This is a genomic window from Nocardioides sp., assembly GCF_047607365.1.
Lineage (GTDB): Bacteria > Actinomycetota > Actinomycetes > Propionibacteriales > Nocardioidaceae > Nocardioides.
Map to the genome: position 1 here is coordinate 1 of NZ_JASGDD010000077.1, position 17,159 is coordinate 17,159.

A 17,159-nucleotide genomic window follows, 5' to 3' on the forward strand; every position below is an offset into this window, starting at 1 on the left:
CCCCCCCCATTTACAACCCCGCCCCCTGGGGGCCGGCCCACCCGTGGGGGGGCCCGCACCGCTTCGTCACGGGGCTGACCGTCAGGCGGGGACCCGCTCGTTCGAGGCGGCCTCCAGCTGGGCGAACATCGTGGCGCCGTTCGGGCCGAGCTCCATCACTTCGATGTAGTGCCCGAGAGCCGCCACGGTGTCGAGATAGCCGAACCGCATGTCGCCGCTGAGCCCGTACTGGGCCCATGTGCCGCCGGCCTCGGTGACCACCCGGGTGGCCTCGTCGAAGTCGTCGACCTTGAAACCGAGGTGGTGTAGGGTCGCGGGGACGCCGGGCCGGACGGCCCCCCGGTAGAGGTCCACAGCTCCCGAGACGGGCCGGATGATCTCGATGTTGGTGCCACCGGCGTTGACCAGGACGACGTCGATCGTCCAGTCCTGGGCGAGCTGGTCTCCGACGATGACGTAGTAGGACGACTCGGGGTCTGCGGGGTTCCCGCCCCCCATGTTCGACTGATAGTGCTTGACGCACTCGACGGTGCCGAACTTCTTCTCCAGGAACTCGGCCGCGACGTCGACGTCGTCGGTCACGTAGCCGAGCTGCACGAAGTTGCGCATGAGGTCGGACAGGGCACGCATGGGATCTCCTTGATGACGGTCCGCGGGATGGCGGCGCCGGGTCGGGTCATGAGGGGGTGCTGACAGCGCAGCTCTGGTCGAGTGAGTTCCACTCCGTGGCCAGGCGGGCGTACTCGCGGAAGGCCGAGACCGCGGACGATACGACGTCCTCCACCTCCCCCGGCTCGGTGTCGAGGCAGAGCTGGAGGAGGACGTGATGCGGGCCGTCGGCGGGCTCGAGCCGGGCGGCGAGCGCGTCGTCGATCACGCCGGCCCGCACGGTCGCGTCGTACACCCCCGCCGACCTCGGATAGCCGCGCATCGAGGCGATGGTCACGTCGATCGCGCTGGCCATGTCACGGATCAGCCACAGGTCCCGCTCGATCACCAGTCCGATGGACGGTTGGTCGGCCAGACGTTGAACGCTGACGGCGCCGAGCGCGCCGAGGCAGTCGACGGTTCGCCGGACGGTGACCAGCCGGTTCTCGATGACCTCGCGGTCAGTGCGGACCGTCGGCACCGGGGACGTCCCTCGTGAGGTCGGCGGTCAACGCGCGACCCAGCCCAGGTCGCGCCAGAAGGTCTTCAATTCCGTCACGGGAACGCCCCAGGTCTCGATGTAGGTGACCCCCTCGGGACCGGCCGTCATCGTGTACGGAGTGCCGGCCCTGCTCGTGAAGAATCCGCCGCGGCGGACGACGATCGTCCTGAGGTCGTCGAGCGGGCCGTACTCGATGGTGTACTCGCCCTGGAGGACCAGCACGGTCTCGTCGATGTTGTGTGAGTGCCGCGGCACCATGAACCCCGGCTTGACCCGCAAGGGGTTGCGGTGGAACGCCATCAGGTCGATCGGCGTGGTCGAGACGTCCATGTTGTCGGCGAACGTGGCCCCGAAGTCCACCGGTGCGTCGGCAAGTTGGGAGCCGTCCTCCCAGTAGTAGCTGGGCATGACCTGGAGCGGCATGTTGAGCCAGCCAGCGTCGTCGAGAAGGCTCCCGTGTGTGATCGGCATGTCGCGGAACATAGACCCGGCGCCCGGGGTCTGACCGCGCGAATTTCACTGGGTGGGAGCAATCCCGGTGAGTGACATCGCCGGGTTGACCATTGGTCGGCGGTTGCACACGCTGCGGTCGTGCCTCTTCACTACGACGACTTCCTGTCCTCGGACGCTTGGGAACCATTGACGGTCACGCCGGAGGACCCCAGCTTCTACTGGAACGACGGCGGCTTCATGACCGCCGCGCCGGTCGACGTCGCGGCGACGTTCGACGGTGCGATGTGGGCTTCGGAGAAGATCGATCCCTGGTTCCAGATGCAGCCGCGGAAGATCGCGCCGGGGTTCACGGTGCCCCTCCGTCACCACAACATGCGCCAGATGATGATCGTGATCGACGGTGAGATGAACGTCGAGTACGACCTGGGCGAGGGGAGCCAGCGCGTCCTCGCGGGCGAGTTCTGGATCTGTGAGGTCGGCACGCCGTACACGATGACCGCCGGTCCCGAGGGCGTCATCTACATCCAGTGCTGGGACGGGCCGATGGCCCTGATCGAGACGTACTGGCACGACGACAAGAACTGGATCCGCACGTGAGAACCTGGAAGGGACAGCACTGATATGCCTATTGAATCGCTCGGATACCTCCGCCTGGAGTCGAACGACCTGCCGGCCTGGAAGGTGTTCGCCGGGGACTTCCTCGGCTTGATGCCGATCGAGTCGGCCGACGAGTCCTTGCGGTACCGGATGGACGACTTCCCGCAGCGGCTCGTCGTCGCTCCCGGTGCGGAGAGCAAGATGACGGCGATGGGGTTCGAGGTGCTCAACAAGCGCGACCTCGGTGAGGTGGTGGCCAAGGTCGAAAGCGCCGGCATCAAGGTCACCACGGGCACCGTCGAGGAGTGTGCCGAGCGTCGGGTGACCGGGTTCGCCCGGTTCGACGACCCTGCCGGGAACCCCGTTGAACTCTTCTACGGCCCGGTCCTCGACCACCGCACCGTGCAGCTGCCCACCGTGAGCGGCTTCGTCACCGACGACATGGGGATGGGCCACGTCATCGTCACCGGCGAGGACGGCCAGGCGCTGTACGACTTCTACGTCGGCCTTCTCGGCTTCTTCGAGCGCAACACCATGGGCGGGCGGGAGAACCCGGTGTGGTTCCTCAGCCCGAACGAGCGCCACCACACCCTCGGCATCGCGCAGGCGCCCGGCCCGGGTCGGCTGATCCACCTCATGGTCGAGGGGGAGAGCCTCGACGACGTCGGTCGCGCGCTCGACCGTGCCGCCGAGCTCAACGTGCCGATGATGCACAGCCTCGGCAAGCACACCAACGACTACATGGTCTCGTTCTACGTCTGGTCGCCGGAGAACTATGCGATCGAGTTCGGCTACGGCGGCCGCCGGGTGGAAGGCGAGGCTGCGACCTACGAGATCACCGAGGGTGCCTTCTGGGGGCACAAGTTCACACCTCCCCCGGGCGCGCCCGGGGCCTGAGCCCTCACCTGATGTCCCTCACCTGATGCCGAGTCCCAGGTGAGGGACATCGGTGTCTTACCTGTGTCGCGAGCGGGGTAGCGCGAGTTCTGTAGCGTCCTCGGCGTCCCCGGGGCGGGCTCCTGCCTCGCTCTCGGGGCTGCGGGCCTGTTCCTCGCGCAGGGCCGCCAGCCGCGCGTAGAGGATCACGCGCTCCTCCGCCGAGTTCGACTGTGCGAGGTTCTCCTCGGCAACCGCGATCTCGCGGCGCAGGCGACCGTCCGATCCGTGGGAGAGGGGCACATCGTGATCGCCCTCGTCCCGGTGGGGATTCGCCGTCTCCGTCATCGTGCGGGTCCTTCCGTAGCCTGTTCCGATGATCTCGGTCATATGATGCAGGTCACCGTGGTGCCCCGTGAGGAGAACCTTCCCGGAGGTCGCCGTCGGTGACGACCGGATCGTTCCGGTGAGCGGGACGATCTGGTGGTGCAAAGCCCACGTAGCCGCAACTGTGGGCCCATGAGCGAGACCGTCGTGGATGGCCGAGACGTCAGCGCGGTCAACCGAGCCGCAGCCCGATTGCAGGACGCGACGAGGAGCGGCGTTCCCGTCGCTCCGGTGCGGGATCTCATCGGGCGCTACGACATCGAGGCGGCCTACGCCGTGCAGTCGGCCATGACGCTGGACCGGCTCGCTGCCGGCGCCGTGATCGTGGGCCGCAAAGTGGGCCTCACCTCCGAGGCGGTGCAGCGGCAGGTGGGCGTGGACCAGCCGGACTTCGGCGTACTCTTCGACGACATGGCGTACGGCGACGGCGCCACCATCTCGTGGAGGAGCATCCTCCAGCCGCGCGTCGAGGCGGAGATCGCCTTCGTGCTGAAGGAGGACCTCGTCGACGGCGACCTCGACGTCGACCGGGTTCGCGGGGCGATCGACTACGCGGTCGCAGCACTCGAGATCTGCGGGAGCCGGATCGCCGGCTGGGACATCAGCGTCGCCGACACCGTCGCCGACAACGCTTCGGCGGGCGCCTTTGTCCTGGGCGCACAGCGCAGGACTCTCGACGAGTTCTCCCCCGGAGACGTCGAGATGCACATGTCGCTCACCAGTGCCGAGGACTCGACCGGCTCGGGCGCCGCCTGCTTGGGCGACCCTCTCAACGCTGTCGTGTGGCTCGCCCGGCAGGCTCTCGCGTTCGGCTCGCCACTCGTGGCGGGACAGGTGATCCTCTCGGGCGCGCTGGGTCCGATGCGCCCTGTCGTGGCAGGAGACATCGTCAACGCCACCGTGACCGGACTCGGCTCGGTGTCGGTCCGCTTCTCCCACTGAAGGAAGGCACAGATGAGCAAGACGAAGGTCGCCATTATCGGCTCTGGCAACATCGGCACCGATCTGATGATCAAGGTGATGCGCACCGCCGAGCACCTGGAGATGGGTGCGATGGTCGGCATCGATCCCGACTCCGACGGCCTCGCCCGCGCGGCGCGCCTTGGCTTCGCCACCACCCACGAGGGCGTGGACGGCCTGATGGCGCTGCCGGGCTTTCAGGACATCGAGATCGTCTTCGACGCGACCTCGGCCAAGGCGCACGAGGCCAACGCCGCCCGGCTGGCGCCGCTCGGCAAGCGACTGATCGACCTGACCCCCGCCGCCATCGGTCCGTACGTCGTCCCCGCAGTCAACCTCGAGGACCATCTCGACGCGCCCAACGTGAACATGGTGACCTGCGGCGGCCAGGCGACGATCCCGATCGTCGCGGCGATCAGCCGTGTCGTCCCGGTTCCCTATGCCGAGATCGTCGCCTCGATCGCGTCGAAGTCGGCCGGACCGGGCACCCGCGCCAACATCGACGAGTTCACCGAGACCACCTCGGCCGCGATCGTCGAGGTCGGCGGCGCCCGGCGCGGCAAGGCGATCATCATTCTCAACCCGGCCGAGCCGCCCTTGATCATGCGCGACACCGTCTTCGCCCTCGTCGACGCCCCCGACGAGGGGATCCACGAGGAGATCCGGGGCTCGATCGAGAAGATGGTCGGCGACGTCGCCGCCTATGTGCCGGGCTACCGACTCAAGCAGCAGGTCCAGATCAACGCGATCCCCCCCGACCAGCCCGTCGAGACGCTGATCGAGCCGGGCACAGCCAGGCCCACGCACCAGGTGTCGGTGTTCCTCGAGGTCGAGGGTGCGGCTCACTACCTGCCGGCGTACGCCGGGAACCTCGACATCATGACCTCGGCCGCGCTTCAGGTCGCCGAGCGCGTCGCTGCCCGGAAGGTGTCGGCGTGAGCACCCCGATCTTCGTCCAGGACGTCACGCTGCGCGACGGCATGCACGCCGTCCGGCACCGGATCACCCCTGCGGACGTGAAGCGGATCGTCACCGCGCTCGACGACGCCGGTGTCGACGCGATCGAGGTCGCCCATGGCGACGGCCTGGCGGGCGGCTCGGTCAACTACGGCCCCGGCTCGCACAGCGACTGGGCATGGATCGAGGCCGCGGCCTCGGTGCTGAAGCAGGCCCGCCTGACGACCCTCCTGCTGCCGGGCGTTGGAACCGTGCACGACCTGAGGACGGCGTACTCCCTCGGCGTCCGCTCGGTGCGGGTCGCGACCCACTGCACCGAGGCCGACGTCTCCGCCCAGCACATCGCGGCGGCCCGCGAGCTCGGCATGGACGTCTCGGGCTTCCTGATGCTCTCCCACATGGCGCCGCCCGAGGAGCTGGCCAAGCAGGCCAAGCTGATGGAGTCCTACGGTGCCCACTGCGTCTACATCACCGACTCCGGCGGTCGCCTGACCATGACGGACGTTGCCGAGCGCGCGCAGGCCTACCGCGACGCGCTCGACCCTGCCACCGAGCTCGGCATCCACGCGCACGAGAATCTCTCGCTGTCGGTGGCCAACTCGGTGGTGGCGGTGCAGCACGGGATCCACCGCGTCGACGCCTCGCTCGCCGGCCACGGCGCCGGCGCCGGCAACTGCCCGATCGAGGCGTTCGTCGCGGCGGCCGATCTGGTCGGCTTCAAGCACGGCTGCGACGTGTTCAAGCTCCAGGACGCCGCCGATGACCTGGTCCGCCCGTTGCAGGACCGGCCGGTCCGGGTCGACCGCGAGACCCTCACCCTCGGGTACGCCGGGGTCTACTCCTCCTTCCTCCGGCACGCCGAGAACGCCGCCGCCCGCTACGACGTCGACGTCCGCGACATCCTGATGGAGTGCGGCCGCCGTCGTCTCGTCGGCGGCCAGGAGGACATGATCATCGACATCGCCCTCACCCTCGTCGCGGTCAGGTCGAACTAGGACGTTTTCCCGAAGTCGACCGGCGCCCCGCGGCGCCGCGTCCCGACCAGCTTTGCGGCGGACCTGCCGCCGGGGCGGGCGAAGTCCGCTCGCGCGGCACATCTTCTTGACGTCGATCTCGGCCAGCGACTGGGGCGCCGCCGGCCATCTCCGCGAGGACCGCGCAGGACATGCAGTGGGTCCGAGCGTCAGCGCTCGGGCCGGCTCTCTTGCCTCTGCCGGACCGAGAGGGCTCGCGCCGATCGTCGTCCGGCGAGTGAGACGATCAGGAGTGCGAGGCCGACGCAGGCGGCTCCTCCGAGGACGTCGAGGAGGAAGTGGTTGCCGGTGCCGATGACGACCAGCACCTGGAGGGTGGGGTAGGCGATGGCGGCGGTGCGCCACCATCGGAGGTGTCGTCCGGCGAAGCTCCACATCTGGACGGCGCACCATAGGGACCAGCCGAAGTGGAGCGAGGGCATGGCGGCGTACTGGTTGGTGGCGTCGCCGATGCCTCGGGGTGCTGAGGCGGCGTCGCTCCACCATCCGTAGGAGGCGAACTTTCGCATCACGTCGATGGTGTGGAGGTCGGGCATGAGTCGGGGCGGTGCGGCGGCGAAGGTCGCGTACACCAGCAGGCCGATGGCGGAGGCGATGATGAGGGTCCAGTAGCCGCGGGTGTGGATCCAGCCTCCGTGTCGCCAGGAGAGGTAGAGGATCAGGGGTGTGGCGGCGTAGTGGAAGAGGGCGTAGAAGTAGCAGGCCGGCACGGCGAGGGCGGGGATGCCGGCGAGCCAGTGGTTCCAGGCGAGCTCGGCGTGGGTGATGGCCGGGCCTTGGATCTGGAGGATCAGGTGGGAGTGGTGGATCGCTTGGGCGGGGTTGGTGCCCTGGGCTGCTCGGATGAGGGTGTACGCCGTCGCGAGAGCGACCAGGGCGCCCATCTCCACGACGGACCTGGAGGCGCCGGAGCGCCTCCAGGTCTCGGCGTCGATCGTGCGCGCCTGCACCTGTTCAGTGTGCCAGCACGGGCCCTGCGTCGGGGTCACGCTCGAGGGACCCGTGGCGCAGGAGCAGGCCGCAGACGACGGCACCGGCGGTGAACACCACGCCTGACCACAGGAAGACGGTGGTGTAGCTCTCCATCCCGGCCTGAGCGAGGACGTGCGGATCGCTCGGGTCCCGACCGGTGAGGTAGTCGGTGGCTGCGCTGGAGGCCAGGGCGCTGAAGACGGCCGTGCCGATGGAGCCGCCGATCTGCTGGAACGTGTTGACGGCGGCCGAGGCCACGCCGGCATGGTGGGGGTCGACGCGGTCGGTGGCGGCGTTCATCGCCGGGGCCATGATGAGTCCCAAGCCGAGCCCGACGACGACGAGACCCGGCAGGACCCCGGTGGCGTACGAGCTGTCGAGGTCGAGCCGGGTGAGCAGCGCCATGCCGCCGGCCGCGACGACGAAGCCGGCGGTCACGGGGACCTTCACGCCGATCCGCTCGAGCACGGGTGTGGCCAGCTGGGCCGCGACCATCAGGCCGCCGATCATCGGCAGGAAGGCCACGCCGGTGGGCAACGGGTCGAAGCCGAGCACGCTGGACATGTAGTAGGTCAGGAAGAGGAAGACGCCGAACATGCCCGCGCCGGCTATCCCGACGGCGAGGTAGGAGCCGCCGCGGGTCCGATCGAGCAGCACCGACAGCGGCAGCAGCGGATGGGCGACCCGCGTCTGGACCCAGGCGAACGCGGCCAGGACGACCAGGCCGGCTCCGATGAACCCGAGGGTGCCCGCGCTGGTCCATCCGTCCGTCTCCGCGTTGGCGAGCCCGTAGACGATCGCCACCAGACCGGCCACGCTGAGGACGGCGCCCGGCACGTCCAGGGTGGCGGTCCTGTCGCGGACCGTGCGAGGCAGGAGTGCGACGGCGCCGACGAAGGCGAGCACGGCGATCGGAAGGTTCACCAGGAGGCACCAGCGCCAGGAGAGGTACTCGGTCAGCGCGCCGCCGAGCAGGAGGCCGATCGCGCCGCCGCCGCCGGCGATGGCGCCGTAGATCGCGAAGGCCCGTCCCCGCTCGTGCGGGCTGGTGAAGGTGGTCGTGAGCAGGGAGAGGGTCGCCGGAGCGAGCATCGCCCCGAAGACGCCCTGGCAGGCACGGGCGACGATGAGCAGCTCGATCGAGCCGGCGGCCCCGCCGACGGCCGAGGCGACGGCGAAGCCGGACAGCCCGGCGAGCAGGAGCGGCTTGCGGCCGATCATGTCGCCGAGGCGCCCGCCCACGAAGAGCAGGGAGCCGAACGCGAGGGCGTAGGCGGTCACCACCCACTGCCGCAGATCGTCGGAGAAGCCGAGATCGTCCTGGGCGGTCGGCAGGGCGATGTTCACGATGGTGGCGTCGAGCACCACCATCAGCTGAGCGGTGCACAGCACGGCGAGGATCCACCATCGGCGGCCGTGGTCGGTGGCCTCGCTCGCTCGGGTCTCGGTGGGAAGCGCGGACATGGATACCTCGTGATCGGCTCAGGTAATTGGAATGGACTTTCCGTTTCGTGTCGAACCGTACCAGAAGAGGAAAGAGAATTCCGTTTCGCTGGCTAGGATGTCCACATGCCCCCCAGCCCGCGTCCCCCGGATGCCGCCCGGCCGCCACTGCGCAAGGACGCCGAGCGGAGCCGGCAGCGGATCCTCGCGGTCGCCGCGACCCTCATGGCCGAGCACGGGGTCGACGTCGGCTACGACGCGATCGCCCGCGCCGCCGGAGTCGGCGCCGGCACCGTCTACCGGCGCTTCCCCGAGCGGGTCGATCTCGTCAGCGCGCTCTTCCGTGACCGGGCCGAGCTGGCCGTCGACGCCCTCGCCGAGGCCCTGCGGATCGAGGACCCGTGGCAGGCCCTGAGCTGGCTCTGCGAGCGGATGGCGCTCCAGTGGATCGATGACCGGGGCCTCCAGCAGGCCCTCTTCCGCAGCGAGTACGCCGACCTGATGGTGGAGGACCGCGACCGCATCGCCCACCTGGCGGACCAGGTGCTCGGCCGCGCCCAGGCGGTCGGCGCCGCCCGGGCCGACCTCGCGACGACGGACCTCGCGCTGCTGATCCACTTCGCCAGCAGAGTGGGCAGCGAGCGCCCCGATGTCGCTCGCCGTTACGTCGCCCTCGTGCTCGATTCCGTGCGGGCCCGTCCCGACGCGGAGCCACTGCCCGGGCGGGCCCCGACGCTCCGCGACTTCGAGACCATCGCCGCCTCCATGTGAGACGGCGCGGGACCCGCCACCGCTTGCCGGCGTCCCGCGTACGGTGGGCGGGTGATGTCAGCACGTGCCTCGAACGATCTGCCGTGGTGGTCGGACGCCGTCGTCTACCAGGTCTACATCCGCTCCTTCGCCGATGGGTCCGGCGACGGCATCGGGGACATCGCGGGACTGCGGTCGAGGGTCGGCTACCTCGCCGAGCTCGGGGTCGACGCCATCTGGATCAACCCCTGGTACCCCTCGCCCCAGGCCGACGCCGGCTACGACGTCGCCGACTACCGCGACGTCGAGCCCGCCTACGGCACGCTCGAGGAGGCCGATCTGCTCATCGCCGAGGCGCATGCCGCTGGCCTCAAGGTGATCCTCGACATCGTGCCCAACCACACCTCGTCGGAGCACGCGTGGTTCCGCGCGGCCCTCGCGGGGGACCGGGCCGCGCGGGCGCGGTACGTCTTCCGGCCGGGTCGCGGCGCGGACGGCGAGGAGCCGCCCAACGACTGGGAGTCGGTCTTCGGCGGCCCAGCGTGGCGGCGTACGGACGACGGGGAGTGGTATCTCCACCTGTTCGCGCCCGAGCAGCCCGACCTCGACTGGTCCAACCCGGAGGTCCGCGCGGAGTTCGAGGACGTGCTGCGGTTCTGGTTCGAGCGCGGCGTCGACGGCTTCCGGATCGACGTCGCCCACGGGCTGGTCAAGGCCGACGGCCTGCCCGACGCCGGGCCGCGCGACGGGCTCACCAACAACACCGAGCCCCACCCCGCCTGGGACAACGACGGCGTGCACGAGGTCTATCGCGCCTGGCGCGAGGTCGCGGAGTCCTATCCGCACCGGCCGGTCTTCGTGGCCGAGGCGTGGGTGCCGAGCAACGAGCGGCTCGCGCTCTACCTCCGACCCGACGAGCTCCACACGGCGTTCCAGTTCGACTTCCTGCGCGCGCCGTTCTCGGCGTCCTTCATGCGCGAGACCGTCGACGACGCGCGGGCCGCGGTCGCCACCACGGGCGGCACCTGCACCTGGGTGCTGTCCAACCATGACGTCGTCCGCCACGTGACCCGCTACGCGCGCTCGCAGCCCGACGGGCCCGTCGAGTCGGTCTGGGACCGGCTGCGCTGGTCGTCCGAGCCCGCCGACCTGTCCTTGGGCGTACGCCGGGCGCGCGCCGCCACGCTCTTCGTCCTCGCCCTGCCCGGGACCGTCTACCTCTACCAGGGCGAGGAGCTCGGGCTCCCCGAGGTGGAGGACCTGCCGGGTGAGGCCCGCCAGGACCCGATCTGGCGGCACGCCACCAACGGCGACGTCGGCCGCGACGGCTGCCGGGTGCCGCTGCCGTGGGCCGCGTCCGGCGTGTCGGCGGGGTTCAGTCCCGACGGCGCGACCGGCGAGCCATGGCTGCCGCAGCCCCCGGGGTGGGCGTCCTACGCCGCGGACGCGCAGGCCGGCGATCCGGACTCGGTGCTCTCGCTCTACCGCGCGGCGCTCGGGCTGCGGCGCGAGCGGCTCGGCGGTGACGACTCGTTCGCGTGGGTGGCCGAGGGCGACGGCTTCGTGGCGTTCCGTCACGGCGACGTGGCCTGCTGGATCAACACCGGCTCGTCGCCGGTCTCGCTGCCGGAGGGCGAGCTGCTGCTGTCGTCGTCGCCCTTGGAGGCTCCCGGCCTGCTCCCGCCCGACACCGCCGCCTGGCTCTCCCGCGCCTGACCCCGTCACCCCGCCGCCCTGGTGACTTAACTGCTGGTCAATCTCGCGGCCCGCGGCTGATCTCAGCGGTTTCACCAGCAGTTAAGTCGGCGGAAGGCCCGGTGGTGGAGCCTGACCTCGCTCCCGGCGGAGTACGCCGACGGCGCCACCGGCCTGCCGTCGTACCGTGATCTCGGAGGCAGCGTCGAGGCCATGCCCCTCACCGGACTGACGCCTCTCAGCGGAGCGCGAAGACCAGGCCGACGAGGCCGGGGAGGGTGCCGAGGAGCAGCCAGGCGGCGCGGGGCCACGCGACCGGTGACCTGCCGTGGATCGCGAAGCCGGCGGCGAGCCCGAGGACGCCGAAGACCATCGCGATCACGCACAGCCCGACGCGCGCTCCCGAGGCGTCGGCGTCGACGAACTGGGCGGCGATCGCGATGCCGATCGCGAGGTGGGCGATGGTGAAGACCGTCAGCACCGACAGCACCCAGCGCTGCACGCGCACGAGCCGAACGTCGTTGACCGGTCGCTGGGGGTTCGCGGGATCCATGAGGTGACGCGGGCGCCGCACGGGCGCGGCGCCCGTCGACGCCTTCTCGGGCGTGCGCGGGTCGCTCACCGGCGGACCTCCACCCGCGGACGGTTGACCAGTCGCGCCGCGACCGGCTCCATCAGGCGCGGCATCATCGGCCCGGCGACGGCCAGCACCAGGACGTACGCCGCCGTGGTGGTGCCCAGCTCCGCCGGGACCGCCGACGCGACCAGTCCGGCGACGATGATCGAGAACTCGCCCCGCGGGACGAGGGCGGCGCCGGCGCGCAGCCGGGCGCGGCGGGTGACGCGGGCACGGCCGCCGGCGTACCACCCGGTGGCCACCTTGGTGAGGATCCCGACGACCGCGAGCGCCACCGCGGGCAGCAGCACCGACGGCAGCTTGCTCGGGTCGGTGGAGAGCCCGAAGAAGACGAAGAAGACCGCCGCGAAGATGTCCCGCAGCGGCTCGAGCAGCCGGTGGATCTCCTCGGCGATGTCGGAGGAGAGGCCGATGCCGAGCAGGAACGCGCCGACGGCCGCCGAGACGTGGGCCGCCTCCGCGAGACCCGCGACGAGGAGGGCGAGCCCCATGACCCGCAGCAGGGTGACCTCGTTGGAGCCGCCGGTGACCAGCCGGGTTACCTGCGTGCCGAACCTCAGGGCGACGACGAGGACGATCGAGAGCACGGCGAGGGCGATCGCGACCGCGCGCACCGTCGCCCAGCCGCCGGTCGCCGCCGCCAGCGCGGTGACCAGGGGGAGGTAGACGGCCATCGCCAGGTCCTCGAGGACGAGGACGCCGAGGATCGCCGGCGTCTCCCGGTTGCCGAGCCGCCCCATGTCGGTGAGGACCTTCGAGATGATCCCCGACGAGCTGACCGCGGTGATGCCGAACATGGCGACCGCCGCGGTCGTGCCCCAGCCCATGGCCACCGCGAAGAGCGCGCCCGGGAGGCCGTTGAGCACGAGGTCGACGAGCCCGGAGGGAGCCTGCGTGCGGAGGTTGTCCACCAGGTCCTCGGCGGTGTACTCCAGCCCGATCAGGAGCAGCAGGAGGATGACGCCGATCTCGGAGCCGGTGTGGAAGAAGCCCTCGGGCGCCTCGAGCGGGAGGAGGCCGCCGTCGCCGAACGCCAGACCGGCCACGAGGTAGAGCGGGATGGGGGAGAGGCCGAATCGTCCGGCGATCCGGCCCAGGACGCCGAGCCCGAAGAGGACGGCGCCGAGCTCCAGCAGGAGCCGCGCGGTCGAGTCCATCGATCAGGCTTCGAGGATGGCCGAGGCGGCGCGTACGCCGTCCTCGGTCCCGACCACGACCACCTTGTCGCCCACCTGGAAGCGGAAGTCGGGCGTCGGGGAGGGAGTCACCTCGTCGCCGCGGAAGACCGCCACGATCGACGCCCCCGTGCGGGAGCGAATGGCGGCGTCGCCCAGGGTGCGGCCGCCGAGGCGCTCGCCGAGCGGCACGCCGACGGTCTTGATGCCCTCGACCTGCTCGGCCAGCTTCTTCAGGCGCTCGATCACCCGGGGCGCCCCGAGGAGCTCGGCCAGGATCGAGGACTCCTCCTGCGAGAGCTCGATGGACGCCTTCACGGCGTCCTCGTCGTCCTCGCGATAGATGGACAGATGACGGGATCCGCTCTTCGTCGAGATGATCCCGATCCGCCGCCCCGACTCCGTCACGAAGTCATGGCGCAGCCCGATCCCCGGCAGTTTCGTCTCTTCGACCTCCACGAAATCGACCCTATCCCGCCCCGCCGGCCGCCTGGTCGACGGACTGACCACGTTGGATCGATCCACTGGCCCTGGACGTGAGATACCACTCACCCTGGGGTCCTGCTGGCCCCTCAACAGCGTCGTTGGTTCGGGTAGCGTGCCAAGACATGTCCGCGGCCCCCCGGGGTGAACGAGCGGGCGACGGGTGAAATTCGCAGAAGTGCAGAGGGCTTTTTGATGGTTGACGTGGACAAGGTGCTCGATGAGGCCGGCCTGACCAATCCGCACGTGCGCGAGTTCGTCGCGTACTGGGCCGGGATCACCGGCGCGGCGCGGGTCGAGGTCGTGAGCGCGGACGACGACGCGCGTCTCCTCCAGGAGTCCCTCGACGCAGGAGAGCTCCTCCCCGTCGACGGTGACCGCTACTACAGCCGCTCCTACTTCAAGGACACCGCTCGCTCCGAGGAGCGCACCGTCGTCGCGACGTCCAAGGAGTCCGACAAGGGCGTCTACAACAACTGGAAGCCCGCCGAGGCGACCGTCGCGACGCTCACCGAGCGCATGACCGGCGCGAGCGCCGGCAAGACGATGTACGTCATCCCCTACCTCATGGCCCCCGCGGGCTCGCCGCTCGAGGCCTGGGCCGCCGGCGTGGAGCTCACGGACTGCCGCCCGGTCGTCAACCAGATGATCCGCATGGCGCGCGTCGACGTCGACCACATCAACAACCTCAGCGACCCCTCGTCCTTCGTGCGTGCCGTGCACGTCACCGGCGACCTGCCCAAGCTCGGCCAGGGCACCGACCAGGACGAGCGTCTCTTCGCGACCGTGGCCGACGAGCGGACGATCCTGCACTACGGGTCGTCGTACGGCGGCAACGCACTGCTCGGCAAGATCGCCCACGGTCTGCGCCAGGCCTGCTACGACGGCCGCGCGAGCGGGAAGTTCCTCGCCGAGCAGTTCCTGCTGCTGGGCATCAAGGACAAGGAGACCGGCAAGACGTTCCACGTCGTCGGCGGCTTCCCGAGCGCGAGCGGCAAGACCAACCTCTCGATGACGCTGGCGCCCGACGAGCTCGGCGACCGCTTCGAGGTCACCTTCTACGGCGACGACATCGCCTGGCTGTGGGTCGACGACGAGGGCAAGATCCGCGCGTTCAACCCGGAGAACGGCGTCTTCGGTGTCGCCAAGGACACCAACGAGGCGACCAACCCCGGCGCCGTGCAGTCGATCCTCCCGGGCTCGGGCGCGATCTTCACCAACGTCGCCTACAACGAGAAGACCCACGAGGTGTGGTGGGAGGGCAAGACCAAGCACCACCCCGACGACACCGACGGCTGGCTGGACTGGAAGGGCGAGCCGATCGCCGACCGCTCGCTCGGCGAGCAGGGCGATCCGTGGGCGCACCCCAACAGCCGCTTCACGACCACCATCGCGAACGTCCCCAACGCTGCTCCCGACTTCGACGACCCCGCCGGCGTCGTCGTCGACGCGATCATCTTCGGCGGCCGCACCCGTGACCGCGAGCCGCTGATCCGCGCGATCACCGACATCGCCGAGGGCGTCTACGACGGCATGACGCTCGGCGCCGAGGCGACCTTCGCCGCCGAGGGCGTCGAGGGCCAGCTGCGCTACGACCCGATGTCGATGCGTCCGTTCATGGCGTACGAGGAGGGCGACTACGCCCAGCACTGGCTGGACATCATCGGTGCCGCCACCGAGCCGCCGATCTTCGCGCACGTCAACTGGTTCCAGCGCGACCCGCAGGACGGCCACTTCCTCTGGAACGGCTACCGCGACAACGTGCGCGCGCTGCTGTGGCTGCTCCGGTTCAAGGCGGGCGAGGTCACCGGCCGGCCGACGGCCGTGGGCGTCATCCCGACCGCCGAGGAGCTCAACCTCGACGGGATGAGGTTCCACGACGGCGACCTGGAGAAGCTGCTCTCCATCGACGCCGACCGGTGGCGCCAGGAGATGAAGTTCCGCGAGGAGCACCTCTCGCAGTTCAACCTGCCGGAGGCGATCTGGGAGGCGCACCGCCGCGTGGCGGCCGCGCTGGACGAAGCCTGAGCACCGACGGTGCGATCGGCGTAGCCGACCTCGGCCGGGCCCGACGACCACGACGCCCCCGTCACCTCGGTGACGGGGGCGTCCTGCGCCCCGGGAGATCGCCGGAGCACGACCCGGGTCGAGGAATCTCGAGAGAATTCGGCCGTTCTCCTGCGGCGCCCCCGTCCGGCCGCTACTGTTTCCGACAGATCCCCTGGTGACCCGAGACGCCAGGGGATCTCTCCATTTCTTTGACCCTTCTCAGGGTTTGCGTCACCTCCGGGTAACACGGCGTTCGTAGGGTGGGACCGTGGTGAACGAGGGGCTGGCGATCGCGCGACCGCGCGGCGCCGTCGATGACGTCGGGCGAGAGCTCGAGGCAGCGATCGCGGTGAACGTGCGCGCCCTCCGTCATGCCCGCGGGTGGTCGATCTCCGAGCTGTCGGAGCGGGTCGGCGTCTCCAAGGCGATGCTCTCCAAGATCGAGAACGCCCAGACGTCCTGCTCCCTCTCCACCCTCGCCAGGCTGGCCAAGGGCCTCGGGGTGTCGGCGGGCTCCCTGCTCGAGATCGCGCCCGAGCCGGCCGGGGAGCGGGTGGAGCTCATCACCATCCTGGGCGACGTCATCCGGCGCCTCGGAGGGGCTACGCCCACGTCGTAGGCTCGGGAGCGTGAAGCGCCTGGCCCTGGAGTCCCTCGGCTGGCTCCTCGTGGTCGCCGGCATCGCGGCGCTCATCCTGCCCGGCCCCGGCCTCATCCTGCTGGCCTCGGGGCTCGCGCTCCTGTCCCAGCAGTACGAGTGGGCCGAGCGCCGTCTCGAGCCGGTGCGGCTGCGCGCCCTCCGCACCGCCGCGGACGGCGTGGCGACGTGGCCCCGGATCGTGGCCGCCGCCGGCGGAGCGCTGATCATCGGCGCCGTCGGCATGCTGTGGCTGCTCAGTCCCCCGGCGCCGTCGTGGTGGCCGCTCAAGAGTGCCTACTGGCTCATGGGCGGTGGCTGGACCGGCGTCACGATGCTCGTCTCGTGCGTGCTCGCCCTGGCCCTGCTGGCGTACTCGTTCCGCCGGTTCCACGGCAAGCCGGAGGCGCGTGCGGCGCTCGAGCAGGGGATCTGCCGGGCCGACGCGGCCGATGAGGACGACGACATCGACCTCGTGTGACCGCCGTCTCCCTCTCGTCGGTAACGAGCCCCAAACCTCAGCCACAGTTGGGATTCGGGATCGTCAGGCGTTCCTCGGGTGACCTGCGGGAACAGTCGCTGTTACCGATCTGAGGGTCGCCCGCACCGGGTGCCGCAGCCCCCAGAATCGACCCACCGCACCGGCGGGGAGGGCCTCCGGTCGGACACCCAGGGAGACAGCGATGAGGCACACCATGCTCGGGCCTCGCGTCAGTGTCGTCGTACCGGCACTGGACGAGGCCATGAACGTCCACTTCGTGCTGCGGCGGCTGCCGCCGGTGCACGAGGTCATCCTCGTCGACCGAGGCTCCGTCGACGGCACCGCCGTCGCGGCCCGGCAGGCCCGCCCCGACCTCCTCGTGCTCGATCGCGCGGGCGCCGGTCGTGGCGCCGCGCTCGCCGC

19 protein-coding genes and 1 pseudogene are annotated in these 17,159 nt (G+C 70.3%); 11 read left to right on the top strand and 9 right to left on the bottom strand.

Annotated elements, in window-relative coordinates:
- Nucleotides 1–81 precede the first annotated feature (81 nt).
- From QM572_RS06140 to QM572_RS06150, 3 genes are read right to left on the bottom strand one after another with little or no spacing between them, the layout of a single operon-like run.
- Nucleotides 82–630 (bottom strand): VOC family protein, encoded by a 549-nt coding sequence (locus QM572_RS06140; protein ID WP_415091124.1) that lies wholly within the window; start codon nt 628–630, stop codon nt 82–84.
- Nucleotides 631–676: 46 nt separating this feature from the next.
- On the bottom strand, nt 677–1,129 hold the full coding sequence (locus QM572_RS06145) for a hypothetical protein (RefSeq protein ID WP_415091126.1): 453 nt from the start codon (nt 1,127–1,129) through the stop codon (nt 677–679).
- A gap of 27 nt (nt 1,130–1,156) precedes the next feature.
- Nucleotides 1,157–1,621, bottom strand: a complete 465-nt coding sequence (locus tag QM572_RS06150) for a hypothetical protein (protein ID WP_415091128.1) — start codon at nt 1,619–1,621, stop codon at nt 1,157–1,159.
- Between the two features lie 120 nt (nt 1,622–1,741).
- On the opposite strand from QM572_RS06150, the gene QM572_RS06155 reads away from it, so the two are divergent.
- Nucleotides 1,742–2,200: a hypothetical protein gene (locus QM572_RS06155; RefSeq protein ID WP_415091130.1), complete on the top strand. Its 459-nt coding sequence runs from the start codon at nt 1,742–1,744 to the stop codon at nt 2,198–2,200.
- Nucleotides 2,201–2,224: 24 nt separating this feature from the next.
- The gene (locus QM572_RS06160; RefSeq protein ID WP_415091132.1) at nt 2,225–3,097 is read left to right on the top strand and encodes a VOC family protein; all 873 of its coding nucleotides are present in this window, start codon (nt 2,225–2,227) and stop codon (nt 3,095–3,097) included.
- 57 nt (nt 3,098–3,154) lie between these two features.
- Here the strand turns inward: QM572_RS06160 and QM572_RS06165 are convergent, their stop codons facing one another.
- A complete protein-coding gene (locus QM572_RS06165; RefSeq protein WP_415091134.1) occupies nt 3,155–3,466 on the bottom strand; it encodes a hypothetical protein in 312 nt (103 codons plus the stop codon).
- A gap of 129 nt (nt 3,467–3,595) precedes the next feature.
- Between QM572_RS06165 and QM572_RS06170 the strand changes: the two genes are divergently transcribed.
- The 3 genes from QM572_RS06170 to dmpG are packed head-to-tail and all read left to right on the top strand — an operon-like array spanning nt 3,596 to nt 6,375.
- Nucleotides 3,596–4,405, top strand: a complete 810-nt coding sequence (locus tag QM572_RS06170) for a 2-keto-4-pentenoate hydratase (protein ID WP_415091136.1) — start codon at nt 3,596–3,598, stop codon at nt 4,403–4,405.
- 12 nt (nt 4,406–4,417) lie between these two features.
- Nucleotides 4,418–5,362: an acetaldehyde dehydrogenase (acetylating) gene (locus tag QM572_RS06175; RefSeq protein ID WP_415091138.1), complete on the top strand. Its 945-nt coding sequence runs from the start codon at nt 4,418–4,420 to the stop codon at nt 5,360–5,362.
- The gene (gene dmpG / locus QM572_RS06180; protein ID WP_415091140.1) at nt 5,359–6,375 is read left to right on the top strand and encodes a 4-hydroxy-2-oxovalerate aldolase; all 1,017 of its coding nucleotides are present in this window, start codon (nt 5,359–5,361) and stop codon (nt 6,373–6,375) included. The genes QM572_RS06175 and dmpG overlap by 4 nt, the downstream gene beginning before the upstream one ends.
- A 188-nt stretch (nt 6,376–6,563) precedes the next feature.
- Here the strand turns inward: dmpG and QM572_RS06185 are convergent, their stop codons facing one another.
- Both QM572_RS06185 and QM572_RS06190 read right to left on the bottom strand, forming a co-directional pair.
- Nucleotides 6,564–7,364: a phosphatase PAP2 family protein gene (locus QM572_RS06185; RefSeq protein ID WP_415091142.1), complete on the bottom strand. Its 801-nt coding sequence runs from the start codon at nt 7,362–7,364 to the stop codon at nt 6,564–6,566.
- A 4-nt stretch (nt 7,365–7,368) separates the two neighbouring features.
- Nucleotides 7,369–8,850: an MFS transporter gene (locus QM572_RS06190; protein WP_415091144.1), complete on the bottom strand. Its 1,482-nt coding sequence runs from the start codon at nt 8,848–8,850 to the stop codon at nt 7,369–7,371.
- A gap of 105 nt (nt 8,851–8,955) precedes the next feature.
- Here QM572_RS06190 and QM572_RS06195 point away from each other — a divergent pair, with 105 nt between their 5' ends.
- Both QM572_RS06195 and QM572_RS06200 read left to right on the top strand, forming a co-directional pair.
- Nucleotides 8,956–9,600 carry a TetR/AcrR family transcriptional regulator gene (locus QM572_RS06195; protein WP_415091146.1) on the top strand — a complete coding sequence of 215 codons (645 nt, stop codon included), beginning with the start codon at nt 8,956–8,958 and terminating at the stop codon, nt 9,598–9,600.
- Between the two features lie 54 nt (nt 9,601–9,654).
- Nucleotides 9,655–11,295, top strand: a complete 1,641-nt coding sequence (locus tag QM572_RS06200) for a glycoside hydrolase family 13 protein (protein WP_415091160.1) — start codon at nt 9,655–9,657, stop codon at nt 11,293–11,295.
- Nucleotides 11,296–11,512: 217 nt separating this feature from the next.
- Here the strand turns inward: QM572_RS06200 and QM572_RS06205 are convergent, their stop codons facing one another.
- From QM572_RS06205 to QM572_RS06215, 3 genes are read right to left on the bottom strand one after another with little or no spacing between them, the layout of a single operon-like run.
- Nucleotides 11,513–11,896 (bottom strand): hypothetical protein, encoded by a 384-nt coding sequence (locus tag QM572_RS06205; protein WP_415091148.1) that lies wholly within the window; start codon nt 11,894–11,896, stop codon nt 11,513–11,515.
- Nucleotides 11,893–13,068, bottom strand: coding sequence for a cation:proton antiporter (locus tag QM572_RS06210; protein WP_415091150.1), 1,176 nt, complete (start codon nt 13,066–13,068; stop codon nt 11,893–11,895). The genes QM572_RS06205 and QM572_RS06210 overlap by 4 nt, the downstream gene beginning before the upstream one ends.
- A gap of 3 nt (nt 13,069–13,071) precedes the next feature.
- Nucleotides 13,072–13,545 carry a cation:proton antiporter regulatory subunit gene (locus QM572_RS06215; RefSeq protein WP_415091152.1) on the bottom strand — a complete coding sequence of 158 codons (474 nt, stop codon included), beginning with the start codon at nt 13,543–13,545 and terminating at the stop codon, nt 13,072–13,074.
- A gap of 219 nt (nt 13,546–13,764) precedes the next feature.
- Between QM572_RS06215 and QM572_RS06220 the strand changes: the two genes are divergently transcribed.
- From QM572_RS06220 to QM572_RS06235, 4 genes and pseudogenes are all read left to right on the top strand, one after another.
- On the top strand, nt 13,765–15,597 hold the full coding sequence (locus QM572_RS06220; protein ID WP_415091154.1) for a phosphoenolpyruvate carboxykinase (GTP): 1,833 nt from the start codon (nt 13,765–13,767) through the stop codon (nt 15,595–15,597).
- Nucleotides 15,598–15,886: 289 nt separating this feature from the next.
- Nucleotides 15,887–16,237: a helix-turn-helix domain-containing protein gene (locus tag QM572_RS06225; protein WP_415091156.1), complete on the top strand. Its 351-nt coding sequence runs from the start codon at nt 15,887–15,889 to the stop codon at nt 16,235–16,237.
- Nucleotides 16,238–16,247: 10 nt separating this feature from the next.
- Complete coding sequence (locus tag QM572_RS06230) at nt 16,248–16,736, top strand: PGPGW domain-containing protein (protein WP_415091158.1); 489 nt, start codon at nt 16,248–16,250, stop codon at nt 16,734–16,736.
- Nucleotides 16,737–16,938: 202 nt separating this feature from the next.
- Nucleotides 16,939–17,159, top strand: a pseudogene (locus tag QM572_RS06235) (hypothetical protein); the annotation flags it as partial.